This window comes from Cupriavidus sp. 05T42 (genome assembly GCF_056396345.1).
Genome location: NZ_JBFTLH010000003.1, coordinates 87357 through 106677, shown reverse-complemented (window position 1 = coordinate 106677; position 19321 = coordinate 87357). Strand labels below are relative to the sequence as shown.

Annotated in this window: 19 protein-coding genes; 8 read left to right on the top strand and 11 right to left on the bottom strand. The window is 68.3% G+C overall.

What is annotated here, in order from left to right:
- Window positions 1–91 precede the first annotated feature (91 nt).
- Window positions 92–1303, top strand: a complete 1212-nt coding sequence (locus AC1EJR_RS04660) for an NAD(P)/FAD-dependent oxidoreductase (RefSeq protein ID WP_477113035.1) — start codon at window positions 92–94, stop codon at window positions 1301–1303.
- Window positions 1304–1352: 49 nt separating this feature from the next.
- Here the strand turns inward: AC1EJR_RS04660 and AC1EJR_RS04655 are convergent, their stop codons facing one another.
- Complete coding sequence (locus AC1EJR_RS04655) at window positions 1353–1874, bottom strand: RrF2 family transcriptional regulator (RefSeq protein ID WP_092294949.1); 522 nt, start codon at window positions 1872–1874, stop codon at window positions 1353–1355.
- Between the two features lie 248 nt (window positions 1875–2122).
- On the opposite strand from AC1EJR_RS04655, the gene AC1EJR_RS04650 reads away from it, so the two are divergent.
- From AC1EJR_RS04650 to AC1EJR_RS04625, 6 genes are all read left to right on the top strand, one after another.
- Window positions 2123–2674: a (2Fe-2S)-binding protein gene (locus tag AC1EJR_RS04650; protein ID WP_092294951.1), complete on the top strand. Its 552-nt coding sequence runs from the start codon at window positions 2123–2125 to the stop codon at window positions 2672–2674.
- Between the two features lie 2 nt (window positions 2675–2676).
- The gene (locus AC1EJR_RS04645) at window positions 2677–3660 is read left to right on the top strand and encodes an FAD binding domain-containing protein (RefSeq protein ID WP_092294953.1); all 984 of its coding nucleotides are present in this window, start codon (window positions 2677–2679) and stop codon (window positions 3658–3660) included.
- Between the two features lie 59 nt (window positions 3661–3719).
- Complete coding sequence (locus AC1EJR_RS04640) at window positions 3720–5951, top strand: xanthine dehydrogenase family protein molybdopterin-binding subunit (protein ID WP_477113034.1); 2232 nt, start codon at window positions 3720–3722, stop codon at window positions 5949–5951.
- A gap of 49 nt (window positions 5952–6000) precedes the next feature.
- The gene (locus AC1EJR_RS04635; protein ID WP_454757913.1) at window positions 6001–7695 is read left to right on the top strand and encodes an FAD-dependent oxidoreductase; all 1695 of its coding nucleotides are present in this window, start codon (window positions 6001–6003) and stop codon (window positions 7693–7695) included.
- Between the two features lie 172 nt (window positions 7696–7867).
- Window positions 7868–8599 carry a BON domain-containing protein gene (locus tag AC1EJR_RS04630; protein ID WP_092294959.1) on the top strand — a complete coding sequence of 244 codons (732 nt, stop codon included), beginning with the start codon at window positions 7868–7870 and terminating at the stop codon, window positions 8597–8599.
- A gap of 121 nt (window positions 8600–8720) precedes the next feature.
- Window positions 8721–9992: a M20/M25/M40 family metallo-hydrolase gene (locus AC1EJR_RS04625; RefSeq protein WP_477105241.1), complete on the top strand. Its 1272-nt coding sequence runs from the start codon at window positions 8721–8723 to the stop codon at window positions 9990–9992.
- On the opposite strand, the gene AC1EJR_RS04620 is transcribed toward AC1EJR_RS04625, so the two are convergent.
- From AC1EJR_RS04620 to AC1EJR_RS04605, 4 genes are all read right to left on the bottom strand, one after another.
- Window positions 9974–10714: a DUF4410 domain-containing protein gene (locus tag AC1EJR_RS04620; RefSeq protein WP_092294963.1), complete on the bottom strand. Its 741-nt coding sequence runs from the start codon at window positions 10712–10714 to the stop codon at window positions 9974–9976. The genes AC1EJR_RS04625 and AC1EJR_RS04620 overlap by 19 nt on opposite strands.
- Before the next feature lie 105 nt (window positions 10715–10819).
- Window positions 10820–12151, bottom strand: a complete 1332-nt coding sequence (locus tag AC1EJR_RS04615; RefSeq protein WP_477105305.1) for an ATP-binding protein — start codon at window positions 12149–12151, stop codon at window positions 10820–10822.
- Window positions 12151–12864, bottom strand: a complete 714-nt coding sequence (locus tag AC1EJR_RS04610) for a response regulator (RefSeq protein WP_092294967.1) — start codon at window positions 12862–12864, stop codon at window positions 12151–12153. Before AC1EJR_RS04610 ends, AC1EJR_RS04615 begins: the two co-directional genes overlap by 1 nt.
- Before the next feature lie 45 nt (window positions 12865–12909).
- A complete protein-coding gene (locus AC1EJR_RS04605; RefSeq protein WP_477110096.1) occupies window positions 12910–13149 on the bottom strand; it encodes a hypothetical protein in 240 nt (79 codons plus the stop codon).
- Between the two features lie 247 nt (window positions 13150–13396).
- On the opposite strand from AC1EJR_RS04605, the gene AC1EJR_RS04600 reads away from it, so the two are divergent.
- Window positions 13397–14320, top strand: coding sequence for a sterol desaturase family protein (locus AC1EJR_RS04600; protein WP_477113033.1), 924 nt, complete (start codon window positions 13397–13399; stop codon window positions 14318–14320).
- Here the strand turns inward: AC1EJR_RS04600 and AC1EJR_RS04595 are convergent.
- The 6 genes from AC1EJR_RS04595 to AC1EJR_RS04570 form a co-directional block, all read right to left on the bottom strand.
- Window positions 14317–15048 (bottom strand): amino acid ABC transporter ATP-binding protein, encoded by a 732-nt coding sequence (locus AC1EJR_RS04595; protein ID WP_092294973.1) that lies wholly within the window; start codon window positions 15046–15048, stop codon window positions 14317–14319. The two genes, AC1EJR_RS04600 and AC1EJR_RS04595, sit on opposite strands and share 4 nt — an antisense overlap.
- Complete coding sequence (locus tag AC1EJR_RS04590; protein ID WP_092294975.1) at window positions 15029–15685, bottom strand: amino acid ABC transporter permease; 657 nt, start codon at window positions 15683–15685, stop codon at window positions 15029–15031. Before AC1EJR_RS04590 ends, AC1EJR_RS04595 begins: the two co-directional genes overlap by 20 nt.
- A complete protein-coding gene (locus AC1EJR_RS04585) occupies window positions 15682–16350 on the bottom strand; it encodes an amino acid ABC transporter permease (protein ID WP_092294977.1) in 669 nt (222 codons plus the stop codon). The genes AC1EJR_RS04590 and AC1EJR_RS04585 overlap by 4 nt, the downstream gene beginning before the upstream one ends.
- Before the next feature lie 39 nt (window positions 16351–16389).
- Window positions 16390–17208 carry a transporter substrate-binding domain-containing protein gene (locus AC1EJR_RS04580; RefSeq protein ID WP_454757908.1) on the bottom strand — a complete coding sequence of 273 codons (819 nt, stop codon included), beginning with the start codon at window positions 17206–17208 and terminating at the stop codon, window positions 16390–16392.
- A 3-nt stretch (window positions 17209–17211) separates the two neighbouring features.
- On the bottom strand, window positions 17212–17973 hold the full coding sequence (locus AC1EJR_RS04575) for a GntR family transcriptional regulator (RefSeq protein WP_092294981.1): 762 nt from the start codon (window positions 17971–17973) through the stop codon (window positions 17212–17214).
- Between the two features lie 166 nt (window positions 17974–18139).
- Window positions 18140–19177, bottom strand: coding sequence for an ABC transporter substrate-binding protein (locus AC1EJR_RS04570; protein WP_477113031.1), 1038 nt, complete (start codon window positions 19175–19177; stop codon window positions 18140–18142).
- Between the last annotated feature and the right edge of the window lie 144 nt (window positions 19178–19321).

Here is a 19321-nt window from a genome sequence, read left to right as displayed (position 1 = left end):
GTAGTTAAGCCGCGTCGAGAAAGGCGGGCTGGAGATCGCCGCGGCCTCGCCGCTGGTCAAGGCAGCACAGATCCATTCAGGAGCAGTAGAGATGTCCCAACGCATTCTTGTCATTGGCGCCGGTTTTGCCGGCATGTGGAGCGCCCTCGCTTCGGCTCGTCTACTCGACGAGGCCGCGCGTACCGATGTGGAAATCGTGCTGATCGCGCCGGAGCCGGCGCTGCACGTGCGTCCGCGGCTCTACGAGCAGAACCCGCTGAAGATGAAGGCGCCGCTGCTGGAGATCTTCGCCGCTACCGGCGTGCGGTTCGTACAGGGCTTCGTCGAGCGCATCGACGTGGCGGCCCGTGAAGTGGAGGTGAGGGGCGTGGGCGCCGAACCATCGCGCCAGACGCTTGGCTATGACCGCCTGGTGCTGGCGGCCGGCAGTCGGCTGTTCCGGCCGGCGATCAATGGGCTCGAAGCGCATGCCTTCAACGTCGATCAGGTGGCCGATGCCGCCCGGCTGGAAGCGCATCTGCACGGTCTGGCCGGCCGCCCAGACAGCGTGGCGCGCAATACCGTGGTGATCGCCGGCGCTGGCTTCACCGGCATCGAGACGGCGGCCGAAATGCCGGCGCGGCTGCGCGAAGTGCTCGGTGCCGATGCCGCAGTGCGCGTCATCATGGTAGAGCGCAATGGCGAGATCGGTCCGGACCTGGGCCAGGGGCCGCGCCCGGTGATCACCGAGGCGCTGACCGAACTCGGCGTGACGTGGAAGCTGGGCTCCGGTGTCGCGTCGGTGGACGCGGAAGGCGTCACGCTGGAAAGCGGCGAGCGCATCGACGCCCAGACCGTGATCTGGACCGCAGGCGCCCGCGCGAGCGCGCTGACCGACCAGATCCCCGCGCAGCGCGACAACTTCGGCCGGTTGCACGTCGATCGAAACCTGAAGGTCGATGGCGTGGCGCACGTCTATGCCACAGGCGATGTGGCCCGTGCGGCGACCGATGACGAGGGCAACGTCACGATGATGTCGTGCCAGCACGCGATGAACCTCGGGCGGTCGGCGGGGCACAACGTGGCAGCCGACCTGCTGGGCCAGCCGCCGATCCCGTACAGCCAGCCGAAGTACGTGACCTGTCTGGACCTGGGTCCGTGGGGCGCGGTCTACACCGAGGGCTGGGACCGCCAGGTGAAGCTGTCCGGCGCCGAGGCCAAGGCGCTGAAGACCAGGATCAACACGGAATGGATCTATCCGCCGAGCGCGAACCGGGCCGAGGCACTGGCGTCGGCTGACCCGCGCCGCATCGTCGTGGCCTGATCGGGCTGGGGGGAAAGAAGAAGGGCGATCCGCCGGGATCGCCCTTTTTTTATCTTGCGCTGCGCCGGTTGGCCGCGCGGTCTGTCAGCCACTCCACTACCTGCCCGCCGTAGGCGGCGGGCACTTTCTCCACGGTGCGTTCGGCAATGTCGGCCAGCGTGTGATTTTTCAACTCGGCGCGCATCGCCTTCTCGGCGGACTGCATGACGGCGTGGATCGTGCACACGCCGCGCGTTGCCCAGGCCGGCGGGCAGCCCTCGAATACGGCACTGCGCTCGCGGATCTCCCGGCACTCGAACAGCGGCTTGTCGCCGTCGATGGCGACGATCACGTCGTAGACCGAGATGCGCGAAGGCGGACGGGCGAGCCGGAAGCCGCCCTTGATGCCTTCGGTGGCCACCACGAGTTCAGCCTTCGCGAGCTTGGTGAACAGCTTGGCCAGGAACTCGGTGGGGATGCCCTGCAGCTCGGCGAGGTCGCGCACGCTGGCCTCTTCCACGGCCATGTTGGAACGGGACAGATAGAGCAGGCAGTGCAGCCCGTACTCGACACCCGTGCTGATATGGGACATTTTTAACTAGGACTCAATAGATCGTAGTTGAAAGCCTACACCAGCGCCGGCGCGACAGCAAGGCTCTCCAGAGACCTTGAAAAACTGAAGCGCTTGTTCGAATACTGTTGTACTAGCTGCAAATACCCACACGGCCCCGTCCGGCATCGCAAGCCTGCCACTTGCAAATGTCTGGACAATTTCGCCAGATGACAATCCTGCAATGTTCCTCGTGAACTTGCGCCGCTCGCGCTCAAGGAGAACGGGAAATGGACGACTCTTGTCAGCAGAATGGTGGCCGTGCCCGCACCGGCGGCGTGCAACCCGCCGCGCCGCAGGCCGGCGCCGGCCACGCGGTGAGCTTCAAGGTCAACGGCACGCTCCAGTCGCTTACGGTGGCGCCCAACGCCATACTGCTTGACGTCTTGCGCGATCAACTGCACCTCACTGGCACCAAAAAGGGGTGTGACCATGGCCAGTGCGGGGCGTGCACGCTGCACGTGAACGGCGTGGCGATCAATGCCTGCCTGTCGCTCGCGGTGATGCATGACGGCGACGAGATCACCACCATCGAAGGGCTCTCCCAGGGCGGCACGCTGCACCCGGTGCAGCAGGCTTTCTGGGATCACGACGCCTACCAGTGCGGCTACTGCACCGCCGGCCAGATGATGAGCGCCGTGGGCGTGCTCGGCGACAAGCGCATCCCGACCGACGACGCGGCCGTGCGCGAGGCGATGAGCGGCAACATCTGCCGCTGCGGCGCCTACCGGAACATCGTCGCGGCCGTCCAGGACGCACGCGGCAAAATGAAGAGAGGCTAGCCATGCGTACCTTCGAGTATGCCCGCGCGGCGGACGTCGAGCAGGCCATCGTGCTGCACGCGCGCGCGCCTGAGACCGCCTATCTGGCCGGTGGCACCACCCTGCTGGACCTCATGAAGCTGGACGTGATGCACCCGCCGCGCGTGGTGGACATCCACAAACTCGGCCTCAACCAGGTCGAGGTGGCTGAGGACGGCCGGGTGCGGATTGGCGCGATGGTCAGCAACACCGAGCTGGCGCGCCATCCGCACATCGTCAAGCATCACCCGGCGCTGTCGCAGGCGCTGCTGTCCGGTGCCAGCACGCAGCTGCGCAACAAGGCCACCACGGCCGGCAATGTGATGCAGCGGGTGCGTTGCGGGTACTTTCGCGATGGCGTGTCGCCCTGCAACAAGCGCGAGCCGGGCTCGGGCTGCCCCGCCATCGACGGGCTGAACCGCAACGTGCACGCGGTGCTGGGCGGCAGCAACCAGTGCATCGCCGCGCATCCGTCCGATATGTGCGTGGCGATGGTCGCCATCGGCGCCACCATCCACGTGCAGGGGCCCAAGGGCCGGCGTGACATCCCGTTCGCGGACTTCCACCTGCTGCCCGGTGAAACGCCGTGGAAGGAGCACGCGCTGGAGGCCGACGAGATGATCACGCACATCACGCTCGATGCGCCGCTGCCGAACAGCCGCTCGGCCTACCTGAAGCTGCGCGACCGGGGCTCCTACCAGTTCGCGCTGGCGTCGAGCGCCGTGGTGGTGGTGCTGGATGGTCGCACCGTGCGGGACGTGCGCATCGCGCTCGGTGGCGTCACCACCAAGCCGTGGCGGGCCGCCAATGCCGAGGCGGTGCTGCGCGGCAAGGCGGTGACGGACGCGCTGATCCGCGAGACCGCCGCCGCTGCCATGGCGGGCGCGCAGTCCTATGGCCAGAACGGCTTCAAGCTGCTGCTTGGCCAGCAGGCGGTATCGCGCAACCTGACGCGGCTCGTCGCCTGACCGGCTGCCCCGATCCATCCCCGATCCAGCGGACCTTCACTCGACAACGGGAGTCCAGCGTGAACAAGAATGCCATCGGCGCGTCGCCGCGCCGTATCGACGGTCGACTCAAGGTCACCGGCGCCGCGCTCTACACGGCGGACCGCAACCTGCCCGGCATGCTGCATGCCTATGGCGTATTCAGCACGATTGCGAGCGGGCGCGTCACGGGCATCGACACCGCCGCCGCGCGGCGCGTGCCGGGCGTGGTCGACATCCTGCACCATGACAATTTCCTGCGGCTCTACCGCGCGCCGAAGGCGCCGATCTCGCCGGCCACGATCCTGACCGCCGGCATTACGGACGAGCACCGCCTGCCGTTCGAGGACGCGAAGGTGCACTACGCCGGCCAGTTCGTCGCGCTGGTCGTGGCGGACACCTACGAGCATGCGCGAGAGGCGGCCCAGCTTGTGAAGGTGACGTATGCCCCGGCCAAGGCACTCGCCAATCTGGAGCAGGGCATGGCGGCTGGCAAGCTGCAGGACGGCGGGCGCGGCCACTCGCGCGGCGAGCCGGCCAGGGACTTCGACGCCGCGCCGGTCCGTGTCGATGCCGTGTACCACACGTCGGTGGAGACCCACAATCCAATGGAGATGCACGCCACGGTGGCGTGGTGGGAGGGCGGCGACCTGCATCTCTACGAGGCCTCGCAAGGCGTGCTGGTTCATCGCAACACGTTGGCCCTGATCTTCGGACTCACGCCGGAGAGCGTGAGCGTGGACGCGCCGTTCATCGGCTCGGGCTTTGGCGCCAAGCTGTTCCTGTGGCCGCACTCCGTGGCCGCCTGCGCGGCGGCCAAGATGACCGGGCGCCCGGTGAAGCTGGTGGTGCCACGCGCGCAGATGTTCACGACCACGGGGCAGCGGCCGGAGACGAAACAGCACCTCCGGCTGTCGGCGGGCGCCGACGGCAAGATCACGTCGATCCGGCATGAGTCGATCAACACCACGTCCTTTATCGAGCAGTACGTGGAGAACTGCGGCGGCATGACGTCGAGCCTGTACACCTGCCCGAGCGTGCTGGTCACGCACCACACCATCGACGTGCACCGGGGCGCGCCCACCTCCATGCGCGCGCCCGGCGCCGCGCCGGGCCTGTTCGCGCTCGAATCCGCCATCGACGAACTGGCGCTGGCGTGCCAGAAGGACCCGGTGCAGTTCCGCCTCGATAACATCTCCACGCGCGACGAAAGCACCAACCTGCCGTGGTCCAGCAACCACCTGCGCGAGGCCATCGAGCAGGGCGCCCGCAAGTTTGGCTGGGCCAGGCGCGACCCGCGCATCGGTGCGATGCGTGTGGGCGACGAGATTGCCGGCTACGGCGTGGCCGTCTGCAACTGGGACGCCTGGCGCACCCCAGCCGAAGCGCGGGTGCATTTGCGCAGCGACGGCACGGCCGCGGTGATCTGCTCGATCCAGGACATCGGCACCGGTACCTACACGATTGCGGCGCAGACGGTGAGCGAGCTGACCGGCCTGCCGTTCGAGAAGATCGAGGTGAAGCTGGGCGATTCCTCGTTCCCGGCGGCACCGGTCTCGGGCGGATCGTGGGCCACGGCCAGCGTCCTGCCGGCCATCGCAGAGGCCACGCGCAACGCCATCGACCAGTTGCGCACGTTTGCCACGCAGGAGGGCGCGCCGTTCGCCGGGGCGAAGCCCGAGTCGCTTCGCTTCGAGAATGGCTGCCTGACCGATGGAACGCGCACCGTGGACTACGCCACCGTGCTGACCGCGCAGCGCTTTGCTAGCGCCGATGGTCATGCGCGCACGGGCGGCACGCCCACGGACAGGATGTCGTTCATGTCGTTCGGCGCGCATTTCGTGGAGGTGCGCTGGGACCCCGGCATCTCGCGCCTGCGCGTGGCGCGCGTGGTCAGCGCCATCGACGTGGGCCGCGTCATCAACCCACTGACGGCGCGCAATCAGGTGGAAGGCGCCATCGTCATGGGCGTGGGCATGGCGCTGTTCGAGGCCACCGAGTACGACGAGCGCAACGGCATCCCGGGCAACAACAACTACGCCGAGTACGTGATGCCGGTGCATGCGGACCAGCCGGACATCGACGTCATCCTGCTCGACTACCCCGACCTGGCCTTCAACGAGTTCGGCGCGCGCGGCATCGGGGAGATCGGCATTACCGGCTTTGCGGCGGCGGTGGCCAACGCGGTCTACCACGCCACGGGCAAGCGCATCCGTGACCTGCCCATCACCATGGAGAAGCTGATGGACGCGCCCGGCCGGGTCGCCGCCTAGCCGATGGCCTATATATATAGCGGTGGATGGCCGAGCGCGGGAGGGGGTGATGGTCGACAATCCGGTTCCGGAGGATGACGCCGGGGTGCGCGAGCACCCGCGCTACGCGCAGATGTTCCCCGTGCTGACCGAGGAGGACATCCAGCGCGTGCGCCGCTTCGGGCGCCTGTCGCACTTCGCTGTTGGCGAATGCCTGTACCGCGCCGGCAGCCTGTGCCCGGGGATGTTCCTGATCCTGTCCGGCAAGGTGCGCATCGTCGGGCGCGATGGGCTGGGCCACGAGCGCGTCCTCCACACCTACACCCAGCGCGGCGAGTTCACCTCGGACGTGACGCAGCTCTCGAACAAGCCAGCCGTGGTGGATGCGCGCGTGATCGAGGACGTGGAGGCCGTGCTGGTGCGCCCCGACGAACTGAGCGCGATGATGATCAGCGAGGCTGATCTCGGCGAGACCATCATGCGCGCGCTGATCCTGCGCCGCATGCTGGTGATCGAGCGCGGCCACGGCGTGGTGCTGGTGGGCGCGCCGGACAACGGGCGGCTGGTGGCGCTGCAGAACTTCCTGCGGCGCAACGGCTTTCCCAACACCACGCTCGACGCGGCGATGGACCCCGAGGCCGTCGCGCTGCTCGAACGCCTGACCCCGCTGCCGGACGACTTCCCGCTCGTGGTCTGCCCGGACGGCACCGTGCTGCGCAATCCGGACGAAGGCCACCTGGCCTCGTGCCTGGGCCTGATTCCCGAGTTCGATCCCACCCACGTCTACGACGTGGCGGTGGTCGGCGCCGGCCCGGCCGGGCTGGCCACCGCCGTCTATGCGGCGTCCGAAGGGCTGTCCGTGGCCGTGCTCGACTGTCGTGGGCCGGGCGGGCAGGCTGGCACCAGCGCGCGCATCGAGAACTACCTCGGCTTTCCCACGGGCATCACCGGGCAGTCGCTGGCCAGCCGCGCCTTCGCCCAGGCGCAGAAATTCGGCGCCCATATCGGCATTCCATGTGAAGTGAAGGCCCTGTATTGCGACCGGCGTCCGCTCTTCGTGGAACTGACCGATGACCGCCGCATTGCCGCGCGCACCGTGGTGATCGCCAGCGGCGCCGAATACCGGCGACCGGACGTGACTGGGCTTGAGCGCTTTGAGTCGTCCGGCATCTACTACTGGGCCACGCCGATCGAGGCGCGCCTGTGCCGCAAGGAGCCGGTGCTGCTGGTGGGCGGCGGCAATTCCGCCGGGCAGGCGGCGGTGTTCCTGGCCGCGCATGCCGAGCACGTGCACCTGTTTATCCGGGGCACCAGCCTTGAGCACAGCATGTCGCGCTACCTGACTGAGCGGATCGCCGTGCTGCCCAACGTGACCGTGCATACCCGCGTGGACCTGCGCGCGCTTGAAGGCGGGGCACGTCTCGAACGGGTGTATTACCGGGGCGCGGGCGGCGTGGAGGGCTGCATGACCACGCATCACCTGTTCGTCTTCATCGGCGCGGCGCCGAATACCGCGTGGTTGGCCACCTGCGGCGTGCTGCGCGACGAGAAGGGTTTCGTGTTGACCGGGGCCGAAGTGCCCGATGCCGCGCCGCACGTGCCGTCCCTGCAAACCAGCCTGGAAGGCGTGTTCGCCATCGGCGACGTGCGTTCGGGATCGATCAAGCGGGTGGCTTCCGCCGTGGGCGAGGGCGCTGCCGTGGTCGCACAGATCCACGCCGTGCTGGCCGGCATGCGCGGCACCTGCCAGCCCGGCACGCGCTGATCCGTTTCCCCCCCTGCGGCGCCGGCATCACTCCGCCAACGCGCCCCCATCGGAATGCCTACAATAGCTGGACGGACAGGCCGCGCGGGCTGATGCGCGGCACTGTCGCTGCCACGCGTGCTCGCAGGCAGGGGCGCGCGCCACTCATCTCCACGAAACATGGAGAAACATCATGCAGAGTAGCGAAGCGGTGCTGACGCAGGCGCGAGCCGCGTTGGCGCATGTGCCGTATCAGGGCCACCATCTTCATCCCACCATTCACCTGCGGCTTTCCGACGGCGCGCTGATCCTCGAGGGCGAGGTAGCGGACATCGTCGACAAGACGCGCGCCGCCGCGCACCTGCGGCGCGTGGACGGCGTGACCATGGTCATTGACCACCTGCGCATTGCCGATGGCGCCGCGCCGGTGGGCGACGGCGAACTGCGCGATGCCGTGTGCCAACGGCTGCTTACCGCGATCGATTTCCGCAACTGCAAGATTTGCGCGAAGGTGAAGGGCCAGGACGAGGCGCGCCGCGAGGCCGTGGGCGAGCGCAGCGGCTGGATCGAGGTGGCCGCCGCCAATGGCGTGGTCACGCTGTCCGGCAATGTGATCAGCCTTTCCCACATGCGGCTGGCCGGCGTGCTGGCGTGGTGGTCGCGCGGCTGCCGCTGCGTGGTGAACGAACTCGTGGTGGCGCCGGCCGAGGCCGATAGCGATGAGGAAATCACCGAGGCGCTGCAACTGGTGCTGGAAACCGATCCCTTCGTCGATGCGGGCCGCATCGCGGTGCGCACCGCGAAACGCGTGGTGACGCTCGACGGCTACGCCACGAGCGAGGGCGCGCGCAAGCAGGTCGAGCGGGATGCCTGGTATGTGTACGGCGTGGAGGACGTCGTCAACCGGATTTCGCTGAGCAGCTGAGTGCTTTGGGGGCATGCCGGTGGCGGGAACGGCGCGTGGATTGGCGGGATTGACCCTCCCCGGCTGCGCGCGCAGGCGATAGGATCGGCTTTTGTCGCCAACCGTCCACACAGGAATCCTCATGCCCCGTTCCGTTCGTCACCGCCGCGCAGCGCTGCCCGCAGCGCTCTCCCTCGCGTTGTCATTGGCCTGGAGCGGCGCCGCGCTGGCCGCCGGGCCGGACGCGGCCCTGCTGCAGGCGGCACAGGCCGCGCAGCCGGGCGTGGTGCAGTCGCTCAAGGAGATGGTGTCGATCGAGTCCGGCAGCCATGACGTCGAAGGGCTGAACCGCATGGCCGCCTACACCGAGAAGCGCCTCAAGGCGCTGGGTGCCAGCGTGGAGCGCGTGCCGGCGGCGCAGGGCCACGGCCCGATCGTCAAGGGCACGCTGGAAGGCACGGGCAAAGGCCGCGTCATGCTGATCGCCCATATGGACACCGTCTACGCGCGCAACACGCTGGCCTCGCAGCCGATTCGCGAGGACGGCAACAAGCTCTACGGGCCGGGCATCGCCGATGACAAGGGCGGCATCGCGGTCATCCTGCACGCGCTGGAGATCATGAAGGCGCAGGGCTGGAAGGACTTCGCGCGGGTGACCGTGCTGTTCAATGCGGACGAGGAAATCGGCTCGCTCGGCTCGGGCGCCGCCATTGCCGCGCTGGGGGCGCAGCACGATGTGGTGCTGTCCTGCGAGCCCAATCCGGCCAAGGCCGTGGCCAAGACCGAATCCCTGCTGCTCGGCGCCGCTGGCACGGCCTCCGCGACGATGGCTGTTCAGGGCCGCGCCTCGCACGCCGGCGCCGCGCCGGAGCTGGGCCGCAATGCCTTGATGGAACTGGCCTACCAGCTGCAGCAGACGCGCGATGTGGCGAAGTCCGTGCCGGGCTCGCAACTGAACTGGACCAATGCCAAGGCTGGGGATGCCCGCAACCAGATTCCTGCTTCGGCCAGCGCCTTCGGCGATGTGCGGATCACGGCCAACGGTGCCGCCCAGAAGCTGCAGGCGGCGCTGCAGGAGAAGGTCAACGCCGGTCATCTGGTGCCCGATACGCAGACCACCATCACGATGGAAGAGGGCCGTCCCCCCTTCGTGGTCAATGCGCGTGGCCGGGAACTGGCGGCGCAGGCCCAGAAGATCTACGCGGAACTGGACGGCCGGCAGCTGGCCCTGTTTCCCGGCACGGGCGGCGCCACGGATGCCGGCTTCGCGGGCCAGTCGGGCAAGGCCGCCGTGGTGGAGAGCTTCGGCCTGTCCGGCTTTGGCTATCACGCGCGCGACGAGTACATCGAACTCGATTCCATCGTCCCGCGCCTCTACCTGATGACCCGCATGCTTCAGGAGAGCGGGCGCTGAGCGGATTGGGCGGATTGGGCAACCTGCTTGGCGATGGCGTCGGCAAGACGCGTGGCGTCGTTGTAGACGCTGTCGTGCTGCAGTTCGCTGACGCCGTGCGCCGCGCCGCCGGCGGCGGCTGACATGGCCACATGGCCGGCCACCGCGCCCACGCCGGCGGTCTCCGCCACGCCGGGCATGTGGCCGCTATCCGCGCTGGCGTGGAAGTCCTGCACCGCCACCGCCGGGCCATTGGCGGGCTGGTAGACCAGTTCGACCGACGCGCCCACATCGCTCTTGCCCGCGCCCAGGCCCACCACCATGCGGCGGCGCAGGTTGCCTTCGTCGATCTTGTCGAACTGGCCGGTAACGACCAACGCATTCGCGCCCGCCGGGACCGCGCCATCGAGGCGCACTGCGTTGAGCCCCTTGGCACGCAGCTGCCGCACGATTTCATCGCTCACCTGATCACGGGCCTCGCGCGCATCGTGCATGGCCTTGCCAGCCTGGCTGTCCGCGCCGGCCATCGACATGACCTTTTGCATCACGCGGCTGTCTACCTTGACCTGATCGGGGTTGGCGTTGAAGGTCTGCACGTAGATGATGTCCGCGTTGCCGGGGAGGGCGGCGGTGCCCTGCGTGATGGTAGTGGCGTTGGCGTAGCCGGCGGCCAGCAGCGCGGCGGCCGTCAGCGTGGCGAGGGTGAAGCGGCGGGCAATGAGGGAGAGTTGGGTGGTTTGCATGGCGAAATCCTGTATCGGTTGGGTTGGAGCGTGTCGGTGCATCGCTGGAACCCAGTATGGGAAAAACCGACCACAGATGCCATGCAGCAAGTATGTCGAGAAATGTCAGGCCGCTGGCCGCAGCGGCAGCGCCACTACGGCTTCGAGGCCGCCGCCGTCACGTGGGCGGAATTGCAGCGAGCCGCCGTGCAGCCGCGCGATGCGCTCCACAATCGCCAGCCCCAGCCCGGTGCCGCCCGAATGACCGCGCGCGTTGTCGCCGCGTGCGAACGGCGCCTTGAGCTGCTCCAACTGCTGCGCGCCGATGCCGTCGCCCCGGTCGCACACCGCCACATAGGCGGTCTCCGCATCGGCCCAGGTGCGCACGGCCAGTCCGGTGCGGCCGTAGACCACCGCGTTCTGCATCAGGTTCATCAGCAGCCGCATCAGGCTCACCGGGCGGTAGTCGAGCGGCGGCAGGTTGCCGATCGACAACTCGAAGCTGTGTCCCAGCCCCGCAAAATCGGACGACAACTGCTGCACCAGCGCGTTGAGGTCGCCCGGCTGGGGCGGCTCGCGCTCGCCGCTGCCGGCGTAGTCCATGAATTGCTGGAGGATGGTGTCGATCTGGTCGAGATAGCTTTCGGTGGAGGCAACGAAAGCGTCGTCGCTGCCGCGTGGCATGGCCATCGCCATGCCCAGGCGCAGCTTGGTCAGTGGCGTGCGGATGTCGTGCGAGATGCCCGCCAGCATCAGCGCGCGGGTGGCTTCCGCCTGGCGCAGGGCGTCGGTCATCTGGTTGAAAGCGGCGCTGACCTGCGCGATTTCCGTGGGGCCGTCCGTGGGGAGCGGCGCGGGCATCTCTCCAGCGCACACGTCGCCTGCGGCGCGGGCGAGGTCCTGCAGGGGCCGGTTCAGGTGGCGCTGGATCAGGTAGCCGGTCAGCGCGGCCAGCATCGCCAGCGCGGTCGAGAGCGCCAGCGCGGCCAGGATGCCGCTGGCGCGGGCATCGGCGGTCATCGGCAGGGAAATCCACGTCGGGGTGTGGGCCACGTGCACGCGGATCCACAGCCGTTCCTCGCCATCGGGGGCGTCGATCTGCCAGCGCACTGGCATGTCGGGCGGCAGGTCGCGGCGCAGGGCGTGCAGGAAGACATCGCGCTGGTAGGTGCGGAACAGTTGCAAGGGGCTGGCGGCGCCGTCCGGCGTGGGCTCCGGCACAGGGTCCGCCGCCTGGGCGTTGAGCCGCGTGGTGACCGCCTGCGCCTCGGCAGGCGGCAGCGCGGCCAGCACGCCATCGAGGGTCTTCACATAGTCCGCAAAGATAATGGCCGCGCGCTCGATACGCGGGCGCTGCACATAGTGGAGCAGTACCGAGAGGGAGCACGCCTGCGTGACGGCCACCAGCGCCACCAGCAGGGCGATATTGCGCGCCAGCAGCGACCGGGGCAGCCGCATCACGCCGCCACGCCGGCCACCAGCATGTAGCCCACGCCCCACACCGTCTTGATGAAACGGGGCTTGGATGGGTCTTCCTCGATGATCTGGCGCAGGCGCAGCACCTGTACGTCGATGCTGCGGTCCAGCGCGTCATGGTCGCGCCCGCGCGCGCGGGCCAGCAGGTTCTCCCGGCTCACGGGCCGGTTGGGCGAGGATCCGAGCGCGTGCAGCAACAGCATCTGGGCCGAATGCACCTCCACGGGATCGCCACGCAGCCGCAGCGTCTGCTGGCCGACATCGAACTCGAATTCGCCGAAGCGCAGCGTCTGCGCGGTGACGGTGGGATCGCCCGACGCGATCCGCTGCCGCCGCAGCAGCGCACGGATGCGGGCGACCAGCTCGTCCGGCACGAACGGCTTGGAGAGGTAGTCATCGGCGCCGGTCTCCAGCCCCAGCACGCGGTCCATGGGATCGCCCTTGGCGGTCAGCATCAGCACGGGCAGCGTGATGCCGTCCGCACGCAACCGCCGGCAGATGGTCAGGCCATCCTCGGGCGCCATCATCAGGTCGAGTACGAGCAGGTCGTAGGGTTCGCGCTGGAGGTAGCGGTCGAGCTGCTTGCCATCGGCCACGGCGCGCACGCGGAAGCCCTGGCTGGTCAGGAAGCGCTGCAACATGTTGCGCAACTCGGCCTCGTCGTCCAGCACGAGGATGCGGTTGACTACCTCCATGGCATGTCTCCGTGACCATCCGTCATGCGGGAACGATACCCGAAGTCATGCGTAGTGTGCGGGCACCCAGACACGTCCGACCCAATGTCCCGGCACCCACACCGCCGGGTGGGGCGGCGGCGCCACATAGACGGCACGCGGCGCCGGGGCGACATAGACAACGTGCGGCGGCGGCATGACGACGACCGCCCCAGCGCCATACCAGCCGGCGAAGGCGGGCGTGGCGGCGGTGACGGTGGCAACGATGAGGGCGGCGGTAGCGGTAACGAAGCTGAGGCGTTTCATGATGAGTCCCTTCCTGGTGAGTTTCAGCCGACCGATGTGCGGCGGCAACGGGACGAAATATAGGAGGGGACGGGGCAGTCCGCGAGGCGCAAACCATGTCGCGGTGTTACACGGCGTGGCGCCGGTCCGTGCATGACATCCGGCGACATATTTCCCGCATGGCGCGGCTGGCGGGCGGCACCTACATTTGGCTCACCGCGACGCAACATCGTCCCGATCCCCAATCGACTACCCCATGAGGCACGCCATGCTGACCCCCACCGCCAACCCCGACCTATCCGTCCAGCGGATAGCCCTCTACGCCACGGTGTTCATCGTCGCCGTCTCGCTCGTCGAAGCCGTGGTGCTCTGGCGCAAGCGCCGGAACTCGAATGCCCCGTTCGACTGGCGGGAGGTCTGGCTGTCGCTGGCCGACCTGGCCGGCCGCAAGCTGTCGGTGCTGCTGCCGCTCTCGCTGGCCACGCCCGTGTTCGCCTTCGCCTGGGATCACCGCCTGTTCACGGTCACGCTCAACAGCGCGCTAATGGTGCTGCTGCTCTTCGTGGGGCAGGAGTTCTGCTACTACTGGTATCACCGCGCCTCGCACCGCGTGCGCTTCTTCTGGGCGACCCACGCGGTCCACCACTCGCCGAACCAGCTCACGCTGGCCTCGGCCTACCGGCTCGGCTGGACCGGCAAGCTTACCGGCACGGCCATCTTCTTCGCGCCGCTGGTCTGGCTGGGTGTGCGGCCGGAAGTGGTGCTGGCCACGCTGATGTTCAACCTGCTCTACCAGTTCTGGCTGCACAACACGTGGGTGCCGCGCCTGGGCTGGCTCGAATACGTGTTCAACACGCCGTCGGCGCACCGCGTGCACCATGCCTCGAATGTGGATTACCTCGATGCGAACTACGGCGGCGTGCTGATCGTGTTCGACCGCCTGTTCGGTACCTATGTGGCCGAGCGTGCCGAAGAGCCGTGCCGCTACGGGCTGGTCAAGCCGTCCCGCACGGTGAACCCGCTGATGAACCAGTTCGAACACTGGATTGGCCTGTTCCGCGACATGGCGGCAGCCCCCAGCCTCGGCGCGGCCCTCGGCTACCTGACCATGCCCCCGGGCTGGCAGCCCGACGGCAAGGGCGAGACCACCGAGAACCTGCGTGCACAGTCTCAGGGTCAGGTCAGCGCCTAGGCTTCCACCATGCCCAGGAACTGCTGCAACTCCGGGGTCTTCGGACGGGCGAAGACCTCGTCCGGCGGCCCGATCTCGTGGACCTTGCCCTGGTGCATGAAGACCACGCGGTCGCACACTTCCCGGGCGAAGCGCATCTCGTGCGTGACCATCAGCAGCGTCATCCCATCGGCGGCCAGCCCGCGCATGACCTGGAGCACCTCGTTGACGAGTTCCGGGTCCAGCGCCGAGGTGATCTCGTCGCACAGCAGCGCAGCGGGCTGCATTGCCAGCGCCCGGGCAATCGCCACGCGCTGCTGCTGCCCGCCGGAGAGTTGATCGGGATGGGCGTCGAACTTGGCCGAGAGGCCCACGCGGGCCAGGTTCAGCTCCGCCAGCTCGCGCGCCCGGGCCTCCGGCACCCCCTTGACGATCATTGGCGACAACATCACGTTGCGCCCCGCGCTCAGGTGCGGAAACAGGTTGAACTGCTGGAAGATCATGCCCACCTTGAGCCGCAGCGCGCGCAGTTGCAGCTCGGTATCGGCCAGATGGGCGCCAGCCACGGTGATGGCGCCGGCGTCGATGGACTCCAGCCCGTTGATGCAGCGGAGCAGCGTGCTCTTGCCCGAGCCGCTCTTGCCGATGATGGCGATGACCTCGCCCGGCTCCACCGACAGCGACACCCCCTTCAGGACCTCGTTGCTGCCGAACGACTTGCGGACCTGGTCAATGGCGATGAGCGGCATGGAATTTCCTCTCCAGCAGTTTGCTGGCTTGCGAAAGGGGCCAGCACAGCGCGAAGTACATCAGCGCCACGGCGGCATAAACGGTGAATGGCTGGAAGCTCGCGTTGACGATCATCGTGCCGGCCTTGGACAGCTCGGTGAAACCGATGATCGACGCGAGCGCGGTGCCCTTGATGACCTGCACGCCAAAGCCGACGGTCGGCGCCACGGCAATGCGCATGGCCTGCGGCAGGATCACGTGGCGCATCTGCTGCACGTAGCTCATGGCCAGGCTGCCGGACGCCTCCCATTGGCCGCGCGGAATCGCCTCCACGCAGCCGCGCCAGATCTCGGCCAGGAAGGCGGCGGTCCAGAGCGTCAGCGCCACGCCGGCGGCGAGCCACGCGGGCACGTCCACGCCGAACAGCGCGAGGCCGAAGAAGGCGAGGAATAACTGCATCAGCAGCGGCGTGCCCTGGAAGATCTCGATATAGGCCCAGGTGGCCCGGCGCAGGAAGGGCCGCTTGCTGGTGCGCATCAGCAGCACCAACAAGCCCACCACGCCGCCGCCGACAAAGGCCACCAGCGACAGCAGGACGGTCCAGCGCGCGGCCAGCAGCAGGTTGCGCACGATGTCCCACAGCGTGAAGTCGATCATCGCGCCCTCCGCGCAAACAGTTGCCGGCCCACGCCGCGCAGCAGCTGGCGCAGCAGCAGCGCCAGCAACAGGTAGATCACGGTGCTCACCAGATAGACCTCGAAGGCGCGGAAGTTGCGGCCCTGGATGAAGTTGGCGGCGTAGGTCAGGTCCTGGGCGGCAATCTGGGAGCAGACCGCCGAGCCAAGCATGACGATGACGATCTGGCTCGACAGCGCCGGCCAGATCTTCTGCAGCGCCGGGCGCAGCACCACATGGCGGAACACCTGCAGCGGCGACATCGCCAGGCTGGCGCCGGCCTCGAACTGGCCGCGTGGCGTGGCGGCCAGCCCGGCCCGAATGATCTCGGTGCCGTAGGCGCCCAGGTTGATCACCATCGCCAGCGAGGCGGCCACCATCTCGGGCAACTGCACGCCCAGGCTGGGCAGGCCGAAGAAGATGAAGAAGAGCTGGATCAGGAACGGCGTGTTCCGGATCATCTCCACATAGGCGCCGACGATGGCGCGCAGCCAAGCCGGCCCCTGCGTCCGGGCCCAGGCGCCGAAGATGGCCACCGCCACGCCCAGCACGCCGCCCGTGAGCGTGAGCTGGGCCGTGACGGCGATGCCCTTGAGCAGGACGTCGGTGTAGTCGAGCACCGACAGGAAATCGAACTGATAGGCCATGGACGGGACCGGTTGCAGCGGGAGGGGAAGCGGTTCAGATCAGAGCTGGGCCGGCAGCGGACGCAGCAGCCACTTGATCGACAGCGAGTTCAGCGCGCCGTCCTTCTTGGCTTCGGCCAGGATGGCGTTCACCTTGGCCTGGAGCGCGGGCTCGTCCTTGTTCATGCCGATAAAGCACGGCGAGTTCTTGATCAGGAACTTGGTCTCGGGCGCCTTGGGCGCATGCTTGGCGATCAGCGCGGCGGCGACCACGTTGCCGGTGGCAATCAGCTGCACCTGGCCGGACAGGAACGCGGAGATCGTCGCGTTGTTGTCCTCGTAGCGCTTGATGGTGGCGTTGGCCGGGGCGATCTTCGACAGCTCCAGGTCCTCCACCGCGCCGCGCGTGACGCCGACGGTCTTGCCGGCCAGGTCGGCGGCGCTCTTCACGGGCATGTCGGCCGGGCCGAACACGCCGTTGTAGAACGGGGCATAAGCTTCGGAGAAGTCCAGCACCTTCTCACGCTCGGGATTCTTGCCGAGGCTGGAGATGATCAGGTCCACCTTGCGGGTCTGGAGGTAGGGCACGCGGTTGGTGCTGGACACCGGCACCAGTTGCAGCTTCACGCCCATCCGCTTCGCCATCAGCGCGGCCACGTCGATGTCCAGGCCCTGCGGCGCCATGTCGGCGCCAATCGAGCCGAACGGCGGGAAGTCCTGCGGCACCGCCACGCGCAGCACGCCGGCCTTGGTGATGTCCGCGAGCGTGTCGGCCTGCGCCGGGCGGGGCAGGGCGGCCACGCAGACGCTGGCGAACAGGCCCAGCAGCAGCGCGCGGCGCGCCTTGGAGAACAGCGGGGTCGATGGAGTCGGGGTCATCGGTCAGTCCTTTTGCAAAGCGGGTGGGTTGGAGCGGGAGGAAGCGGAGATCGGGGGCGCTGGCGCGCGGCCGGAAACCGGCGCCAGGGCATGGCGCAGGCCGGCCAGCGGGTCCGCCGGCACGGCGTCCAGGCTGGCGTGGACTTCGCCGAGGTGGTCGGTCATCAACCGGGCGGCGCGTTCGCCGTCGCCGGCGGCCAGCGCGTTGACGATTTCCTCGTGCTGCGCGCAGGAGCGGCCCGCGTCAGCGGCGGACTGCTGGCGGCTGGCGACGAGCGTGGTGCGCGCGGTCAGGTCGCGCAGGGTATCCACGAGCAGGCCGTGGCCCAGCGCGGCGCACAGGCAGACATGGAAGTCGCCGAGCAGGAAGCTGCGCTCGCCGGCGTCGTCGCCGTCCAGCGCCGCCTTTTCGCGGGCGATATGCACCTTCAGTGTGTGGATGGCCGGCGCGCTGGGCGGCTGGGCCGCGCTGATCTCGCGCAGCAGGCCGGTCTCGATGATGCGGCGGGCGGCAAACGCGGCGCGGATATCGTCGGCGCCGGGTTCGATCAGGTACCAGCCGCGCCGGGCGCTTACGGTCACCATGCCGCGCGCGGCCAGCCGCATCAGCGCCTCGCGCACCAGCGTGCGGCTGACGCCGAACAGCGCGGCCAGTTCCTGCTCGCCCAGGCGCGAGCCCGGCAGCAGCTTTTGCGCGAGCATGGCCTCGGTGATGCGCTGGGCAATGTCGGCGGAGGGTTTTTCTTGGATGTCGCTCACGGGCATTCCTATTGCAAGTGGTATGCCAGCTTTGTATGCAAGACTTGTGAGCAAACATGGGGCGCAAGGGGCCGGTCAGCCCCCATCGGCGCCGGCATCGGCCCCAACAGGGTGCATGACCGGCCGCGCGTGGTGCACGCAGCCGGTTGATCTTTGGGGGAAGCCCCGGGGCTTACGCCTTGAGCTTGCGGTCCGCCGGGGCCGGCAGGAACTGGCCGGTCCAGATATCCGCCACGGACAGGCCGGGCTTCATCCCGAACGCGCCGACCGTCTCGTCGATGGTGGCCTGCAGCCGTGCCTGGGTGGCGGCGCCCCAACCGTCGCGCAGCGTATCGGGGGTGCGCATCGACCCGTCGACAATCAGCTTCAGCCGTTCGAATTCCAGCGTCTGGTCGGCCAGCGGCTCGCGCGCCTTGACGGCGGCGGCGCCGGCCTGCGGGTCGGCCATGGCCTCGATCCAGCCGCGCGTGGAGGCCTTGACGAAGGCCTTCATGGCGTCCGGGTGCTCGGCCATGCTCTTCGGGTTGGCCACCAACCCGTTGCCGTACGATTTCATGCCGTAGTCGGAGAAGCGGAACACGCTGAGCTTCTCCGGGCCCATGCCGCGCGCCTTGAGGTTGAGCAGGCCGGTGAAGTAGAAGTAGGCCACGGCGTCGAAGTCACCCTTGACGAAGCGGGTGTCGCCGATATCCGGCGTGGCGCTCTCCCATTTGATCGAGGACGGGTCGAAGCCCTGCGCCTTGGCGAACACCGGGAACAGCTTGCGCGAGGCGTTGAACGGCTGGCCGAGGATGGTTTTGGCCGCCAGATCGCCCGGCTTGCGGATCGGGCCGTCCTTGCGCACGATCACGGCGTTCGGGTTCAGGTCGTACTGGATGGCCACCGCCTTGAGCGCGGCGGCGGGGTTGGCGGCGTTGAATTCGAGCATAGCGGCCAGATCCGCCGAGGCGCAGTCGTAGGCGCCGCCCGCCACGAGGCTGATGGCCGAAGCCGAGCCGTTGCCGGTGTCGATCACCACGTCGAGCCCGGCGTCCTTGTAGTAGCCGCGCTGCTGGGCCAGCAGGAAGCCGGCGCCGGACGCCTCGACCTTCCAGCCGAGGTTGAACTTGAACTTCTGCAGGCTGCCGGCGGCGCGCACGAAGGCGGGGGCGGCGATCAGCGACGACACAGCGGTGGCGGCGGTGGCATGGAGAAAGGAACGGCGGCGCATGGGAAAGCTCTCCGGAAAATGGGTGTGGGAACACGCGGCGAGCAATTTCCGGGCGGCCCGACATGGCGAGGCGGGCCGCTGAACGCTTCTACTCTCCTGGCCACCGGTTCAGCAGGTTCCGTGCCACGGCCCCGGCGCCGGGCG

Bases quoted from the DNA above. Each gene is read 5' to 3' on its own strand.
- AC1EJR_RS04615 (WP_477105305.1), bottom strand. From the start codon at position 12,151: ATGCGGCTGCCCCGGTCGCTGCTGGCGCGCAATATCGCCCTGCTGGTG.
- AC1EJR_RS04580 (WP_454757908.1), bottom strand. From the start codon at position 17,208: ATGACCCCGACTCCATCGACCCCGCTGTTCTCCAAGGCGCGCCGCGCG.
- AC1EJR_RS04635 (WP_454757913.1), top strand. From the start codon at position 6,001: ATGGTCGACAATCCGGTTCCGGAGGATGACGCCGGGGTGCGCGAGCAC.
- AC1EJR_RS04600 (WP_477113033.1), top strand. From the start codon at position 13,397: ATGCTGACCCCCACCGCCAACCCCGACCTATCCGTCCAGCGGATAGCC.
- AC1EJR_RS04570 (WP_477113031.1), bottom strand. From the start codon at position 19,177: ATGCGCCGCCGTTCCTTTCTCCATGCCACCGCCGCCACCGCTGTGTCG.
- AC1EJR_RS04660 (WP_477113035.1), top strand. From the start codon at position 92: ATGTCCCAACGCATTCTTGTCATTGGCGCCGGTTTTGCCGGCATGTGG.
- AC1EJR_RS04630 (WP_092294959.1), top strand. From the start codon at position 7,868: ATGCAGAGTAGCGAAGCGGTGCTGACGCAGGCGCGAGCCGCGTTGGCG.
- AC1EJR_RS04575 (WP_092294981.1), bottom strand. From the start codon at position 17,973: ATGCCCGTGAGCGACATCCAAGAAAAACCCTCCGCCGACATTGCCCAG.
- AC1EJR_RS04595 (WP_092294973.1), bottom strand. From the start codon at position 15,048: ATGCCGCTCATCGCCATTGACCAGGTCCGCAAGTCGTTCGGCAGCAAC.
- AC1EJR_RS04620 (WP_092294963.1), bottom strand. From the start codon at position 10,714: ATGCAAACCACCCAACTCTCCCTCATTGCCCGCCGCTTCACCCTCGCC.
- AC1EJR_RS04585 (WP_092294977.1), bottom strand. From the start codon at position 16,350: ATGGCCTATCAGTTCGATTTCCTGTCGGTGCTCGACTACACCGACGTC.
- AC1EJR_RS04590 (WP_092294975.1), bottom strand. From the start codon at position 15,685: ATGATCGACTTCACGCTGTGGGACATCGTGCGCAACCTGCTGCTGGCC.
- AC1EJR_RS04650 (WP_092294951.1), top strand. From the start codon at position 2,123: ATGGACGACTCTTGTCAGCAGAATGGTGGCCGTGCCCGCACCGGCGGC.
- AC1EJR_RS04655 (WP_092294949.1), bottom strand. From the start codon at position 1,874: ATGTCCCATATCAGCACGGGTGTCGAGTACGGGCTGCACTGCCTGCTC.
- AC1EJR_RS04610 (WP_092294967.1), bottom strand. From the start codon at position 12,864: ATGGAGGTAGTCAACCGCATCCTCGTGCTGGACGACGAGGCCGAGTTG.
- AC1EJR_RS04645 (WP_092294953.1), top strand. From the start codon at position 2,677: ATGCGTACCTTCGAGTATGCCCGCGCGGCGGACGTCGAGCAGGCCATC.
- AC1EJR_RS04625 (WP_477105241.1), top strand. From the start codon at position 8,721: ATGCCCCGTTCCGTTCGTCACCGCCGCGCAGCGCTGCCCGCAGCGCTC.
- AC1EJR_RS04605 (WP_477110096.1), bottom strand. From the start codon at position 13,149: ATGAAACGCCTCAGCTTCGTTACCGCTACCGCCGCCCTCATCGTTGCC.